Source organism: Streptomyces sp. KLMMK (assembly GCF_036961605.1).
GTDB classification, from domain to species: domain Bacteria; phylum Actinomycetota; class Actinomycetes; order Streptomycetales; family Streptomycetaceae; genus Streptomyces; species Streptomyces telluris.
Window position 1 is genome coordinate 1 of the sequence record NZ_JBAMDC010000397.1, and the last position, 5,816, is coordinate 5,816.

At 74.6% G+C, this 5,816-nt stretch carries 4 protein-coding genes; 2 read left to right on the plus strand and 2 right to left on the minus strand.

Going from position 1 to position 5,816, the window contains the following annotated elements:
- Positions 1–2,622, minus strand: a 2,622-nt coding sequence (gene alaS / locus V7793_RS32005; protein WP_336013202.1) for an alanine--tRNA ligase, incomplete at its 3' end; no start/stop codon positions are given.
- 132 nt (positions 2,623–2,754) lie between these two features.
- A complete protein-coding gene (gene tsaD / locus V7793_RS32010; RefSeq protein WP_336013204.1) occupies positions 2,755–3,825 on the minus strand; it encodes a tRNA (adenosine(37)-N6)-threonylcarbamoyltransferase complex transferase subunit TsaD in 1,071 nt (356 codons plus the stop codon).
- Positions 3,826–4,014: 189 nt separating this feature from the next.
- Between tsaD and V7793_RS32015 the strand changes: the two genes are divergently transcribed.
- Both V7793_RS32015 and V7793_RS32020 read left to right on the plus strand, forming a co-directional pair.
- Entirely contained in the window at positions 4,015–4,566 is a 552-nt protein-coding gene (locus tag V7793_RS32015) for a nucleoside-triphosphatase (RefSeq protein ID WP_336013206.1), read from the plus strand.
- Positions 4,567–4,694: 128 nt separating this feature from the next.
- A partial coding sequence (locus V7793_RS32020) for a DUF4139 domain-containing protein (RefSeq protein ID WP_336013208.1) occupies positions 4,695–5,816 on the plus strand: 1,122 nt, incomplete at its 3' end.

Consider the following 5,816-nt stretch of genomic DNA (forward strand, 5'->3'; position numbering starts at 1 on the left):
AAGTTCCGCCAGGACGTCGTTCAGCCGCTCGGCGGGGATGCCGCCGCCCTGGGCGACTTCCGGCGAGCCCCCGCCCCGGCCGCCCAGGAGCTGCTTGACCAGCGCGCCGGCGTTCAGTCCGGCTTCCCGGGCCGGCGTCGTGAGGGCCAGGACCAGTCCGCCGGACGCGGTGGCGGCGGCGACCGCGCCGGGCCGGCCCTGCGGGAGGCGGTCGCGGACGGCGAGGGCCAGGGCGCGGGCCTCGTCCGTGGTGCCGTCGACGGTGGTGGTGACGACGAGTGTGCCGCCCGCGTCCACGGCCCGGCCTGCCAGTTCGGCGGCCTGGGCCGCGGTGGCCCGCGCCTTGAGGCGGGCGTTCTCCCGGTCCGCGGCCTTGAGGCGGTCCAGGAGGCCGGCGATCTTCTCGGGGAGTTCGGCGCGGGGCGCGTTCAGCTGCTCGGCGATGCGGGAGACCAGGTCGCGTTCCCGGGCGAGGTAGCCGAAGCCCTCGACGCCGACCGCGGCCTCCAGGCGGCGCATGCCGGCGCCGACCGAGGACTCCGCCGTCAGGGCGACCGTGCCGATCTGGGAAGCGTGGTCGACGTGGGTGCCGCCGCAGAGTTCCCTGGACCAGGCCCCGCCGATCTCGACGACCCGGACCTGCTCCCCGTACGTCTCGTCGAACAGGGCGAGCGCGCCGAGCTCCTTGGCCTCCGCCAGGGTCATCCAGCGCACGCCGACCGGCAGGTCGCGGCGCAGGGCGCGGTTGGCGGCCTCCTCGATCTCGCTGCGGACCGTCTGCGAGAGGGCGCCGCGCCAGGGGAAGTCCAGGCGCAGGTAGCCGGGCCGGTTGTACGAGCCGGACTGCAGGGCCGTCGGGCCGAGGATCTCGCGGAGCGCGGCGTGCAGGACGTGGGTGCCGGAGTGGGCCTGACGGGCCCCGAGGCGCCACTCGGGGTCGACGGCCGCGACCACCGGGTCACCGGCGGCGAGCTCTCCGGCGGTGATGCGCACCCGGTGCACGACCAGGCCGGGCAGCGGGCGCTGGACGTCGAGGACCTCCGCCTCGGCCGAACTGCCGGAGATGCGGCCGGCGTCGCTGTCCTGGCCTCCGGACTCGGCGTAGAACGGGGAGCGGTCCAGGACGACCGAGACGATCCCGCCCTCGCGGGCGGCCGGCACCGGGCCGTTCGCGCCGAGGACGGCGAGCACCTTCGACTCGGTGGTCAGGGTCTCCCAGGCGCGCCATTCGGTGGGGCCGTGGGTGTCCAGGACGGTGCGCAGCGCGCCGGTGTCGGTGGCCCCGCCGGACTTGCGGGACCGGGCGTCGGCGCGGGCCCGTTCGCGCTGCTCGTTCATCAGCGCGGTGAAGCCCTCGCGGTCGACCTCGACGCCCTGTTCGGCGGCCATCTCCAGGGTGAGGTCGATGGGGAACCCGTAGGTGTCGTGCAGCAGGAAGGCCTGCTTGCCGGGCAGCGAGCGGCCGCCGTCCGCCTTGACCCTCGCGACGGCGGTGTCGAGCACGGTGGTGCCCTGCTTGAGGGTGGCGCGGAAGGCGTCCTCCTCGCCGTACGCCTGGTCCGCGATGCGGGCGAAGGCCTCGGTGACCTCGGGGTAGCCGGGGGCCATGCAGTCGCGGGCCACGGTCATCAGCTCGGGCAGGGCCGGGTCGTGGAAGCCGAGCTGGCGCATGGAGCGGACCGAGCGGCGCAAGATGCGGCGCAGCACGTAGCCGCGGCCCTCGTTGCCGGGGGCGGTGCCGTCGGCGAGCAGCATCAGGGCGGTGCGGACGTGGTCGGCGACGACCCGCAGGCGGACGTCGGCCTGTGCGTCGGCGCCGTAGCGGACCCCGGCGAGTTCGGCGGCGCAGTCGAGGACCGGGCGGGTCTCGTCGATCTCGTACAGGTTGTCCTTGCCCTGAAGGAGGGTGGCCATCCGCTCCAGGCCCATGCCGGTGTCGATGTTGCGGCGGGGCAGTTCGCCGAGGATCGGGTAGCCGGACTTGCCGGCGCCCTCACCGCGCTCGTACTGCATGAAGACCAGGTTCCAGAACTCCATGTAGCGGTCCTCGTCGACCGCCGGGCCGCCCTCGCGGCCGAGTGCCGGGCCGCGGTCGTAGTACAGCTCGGAGCAGGGCCCGCACGGGCCGGGGACGCCCATGGACCAGAAGTTGTCCTCGTCGCCGCGGGCCACGATCCGCTCGTCCGGCAGTCCGGCGACCTCGCGCCAGATGCCGCGGGCGTCGGTGTCGGAGTGGTGGACGGTGACCCAGATGCGGTCGGGGTCGAGGCCGTAGCCGCCCTCGGCCTGCGCCTTCGTCGACAGTTCCCAGGCGAAACCGATGGCCTCTTCCTTGAAGTAGTCCCCGAAGGAGAAGTTGCCGTTCATCTGGAAGAAGGAGCCGTGCCGGGTGGTCTTGCCGACCTCCTCGATGTCGAGGGTGCGGATGCACTTCTGCACGCTGGTGGCGCGCGGCCAGGGCGCCGTCTGCTCCCCGGTCAGGTAGGGCTTGAAGGGGACCATGCCGGCGTTGACGAACAGCAGGGTCGGGTCCGGTGTCGGCAGCGGGGCGCTGGGGACGGCGGTGTGGCCGCGCTCGGCGAAGAAGTCGAGGAATCTGCTGCGGATGTCGGCGGTACGCAAGGTGTGCTGCTCCGTTGCTCGGATCTCAGGCGCGGGTCTCGGACGGGACGGGGGACGGCGGTGCGGGCCGGCGGGCGGGGGACGGCCGCGCGGACCGCTGTGCGGGGCCCGGGCGCCGCGGGCCGGAAGGGGTCACGCTGCTCGGACGGCCGGCCGGGCGAGCGGGGTCAGGGCGGCGTACTCGAGCGGAGCCGACGGGTCGATCGACACGTCGAGGGGCGCCGGTTCGGCGCCGGAGCGGACGAGGAGGTCGCCGACGGCGGCGATCATCGCGCCGTTGTCGGTGCACAGGGTCATGGGCGGGACGCGCAGTTCGATCCCGGCCGAGGCGCAGCGCTTCTCCGCCAGGGCGCGGACCCGGGAGTTGGCGGCCACTCCCCCGACGACGATCAGCGTCCTGACGTCGTACGCGCGGCATGCGGCGAGCGCCTTGCGGGTCAGCACGTCGGCCACGGCCTCCTGGAGGGCGGCGGCCCCGTCGGCGACCGGGACCTCCTCGCCGCGCAGCCGGTGGCCCTCGACCCAGCGGGCCGCCGCGGTCTTGAGGCCGGAGAAGGAGAACGCGTACGGGTCGTCGCCGGGCCGGGTCAGCGGGCGCGGGAAGGCCACGGCCTTCCGGTCGCCCTCCCGTGCCGCCCGGTCGATGGCGGGTCCGCCCGGGTACGGCAGGCCCAGGATGCGCGCCACCTTGTCGAAGCACTCCCCCGCCGCGTCGTCCAGGGTGTCGCCCAGGTGCAGGATCGGCTCGCGGACCAGGTCCCGTACGAGCAGCAGGGAGGTGTGGCCGCCGGAGACGATCAGCACCACGCACGGTTCGGGCAGCGGGCCGTGTTCGAGGGTGTCGGCGGCGACGTGCCCGGCCAGATGGTGGACGCCGTACAGCGGAACCCCGGCCGCGTAGGCGAGGGTCTTGGCGCCGGACAGGCCCACCTGGAGGGCGCCGGACAGGCCGGGCCCGGTGGTGACGGCCACTGCGTCGATCTGGCTCAGCCGCATCCCCGCCTGGTCCAGGGCCTGGCGCACGACCGGGTTGAAGGAGTGCAGGTGCGCCCGGGCGGCGATCTCGGGCACCACTCCGCCGAACCGCGCGTGCTCGTCCATGCTCGACGCCACCACGTGCGCGAGCAGTTTCCCGTCCCGCACGATGCCCGCGCCCGTCTCATCGCACGACGACTCGATTCCCAGCACCACCGGTGCACCCACAGCACGTCTCCCTCTGCCTCTTTCTCGCAACTGCAATATATGTGCAATAAGGGGAGAGGTGGGCACGGCCCCTGCCCGGCGGGGACCGTGCCCCGCGCCCGCGCCCGGGTCGGCGAACGGCGGCCGCGCAGCCGGAGCGCCGCCCCACTTCTTCGGCCTCGCCCGCGCGAGGATCGCGGGGACAGCGCCATGCACGCACCCCCGGAGGACGCGATGCCGATCAGGATCCTGCTCGAAGGACGGCCGGGCGTGGGCAAGACGACCGCCGTGCGGCGGCTGGCCTCCCTGCTGCGCACCCGTACACCCGCCGGTTTCACGACGGAGGAGATCCGGGAGGGCGCCGCCCGCGTGGGATTCGCGCTGGAGACGCTGGACGGCAGGCGGGCCGTACTCGCGCATGTCACCTTCCCCGGGCCGCCGCGCATCGGCCGGTACGGTGTCGATCTGCGCGTCATGGACGAACTGGCCCTGTCGGCCTTCGCCCCGCTGTCACCGAGCCCGGCGCCGGGGGTTCTTGCGCTCATCGACGAGCTGGGCGGCATGGAGCTCTCCAGCTCCGCGTTCCGGGAGGCCGTGGGTGAACTGCTCACGGCCGACATCGACGTCGTCGCCACCGTGCACGCGCGCCACGACCCGTTCACCGACGCCCTCAAGCAGCGCGCCGGCATCGAACTGGTCCGCGTGACCGCGCAGAACCGCGATGCGCTGCCCGGGGAACTGGCGGCACGGCTGGAGACATAAGAGGACTTCGCCGGAAGTGCTCATCCCCCGCCCGTACGACGGGTAACCGGCATCCGGACCGGCGCGGATGCTCGGACCGCTCGGGCGTAGGCTTCGCCCAACACGGACGCGGCGGGGGGCAGCAGCACATGACGGCTGAGACGGCACAGAGGTGGGGATCGACCCTCGATTCGGTCGTGGTGTACGCGCAGGGCGCGATCTGCCGCCGCATGGCCCGGGGCAGCGTGCCGCCGGACGGCCGGGTACGGGTGACAGGACTGCCCCGCACGCTGGACCCCGGCTCACTGCGGGCCCGGGTCCTGGGCGCTCCGGGCATACGTGTCACCGAGGCCCGGGTGGAGGTCGGGGCCGAGCCGCTCGGCAGCGGCACGCCCGAGGGGTTGCGGCGCGAGGTCGAGCGGCTGCACGACGAGTGCGCGGCCGCGCAGGGCCGCCGGGACCGGCAGCTGAGCCTGATCGAGGAGGTCAGGGGTCTGCGCCCGGTCCCGCCGGCCCGCAAGCGCGAGGAGTCGCACCGCCGTACCCCGGTCGACGCGTGGCTGGGGCTCGCCGACTTCGTCGAGGAGCGGCTGACGGGGCTGCACGCCCGCCTCGTCGAGCTGGAGGAGGCGCTGCGCCGCGTCGAGCACGAACTCGGCCTCGCCACGGACAGGCTCGACCGCGCCTCCACCGACACGCCGTCAGCGCACGTGGAGACCACGGTCACCGCGGTCCTGACGCTCGACGGCACCGCTGACGGCACCGCTGACACGGAGACGGGGCCGGACCTGGAACTGGAGCTGGAGTACGGGGTGCCGGGCGCCGTCTGGGTGCCTGCCTACCGCCTTGCCTACCGTCAGGGCGACGGCACCGGCGATCTGGTCCTGCGCGCCTCGGTCGCGCAGCGCACCGGCGAGGACTGGACCGGTGTGCGCATCGCACTGGCCACCGCCGACCTGCGGCGCCGCACCGACCTGCCGAGGCTCCGCTCGATCCGGATCGGACGCCGTCAGCCCGTCCCCGCGCCGTCGGGCTGGCGCGAGCCCCCGGCGGGGCTCGCCGACCTGTTCGCCGGGTACGAGGCGGCCGGCCCTCGCCCTGAGACGACCGGCGCCGCGTGGGCCGGTTCCGCGCCCGGTGGTGCCGCGGGCGGCTCCGCGCCCGGTCCCGTGCCGCCACCGCCGGTAGTCGTGGCGGCAGCAGCACCGGCACCGGCCCCACAGGGCTACGGCGCACCGCAGGGCTACGGCGCACCGCCCCCGGCGCCCGGC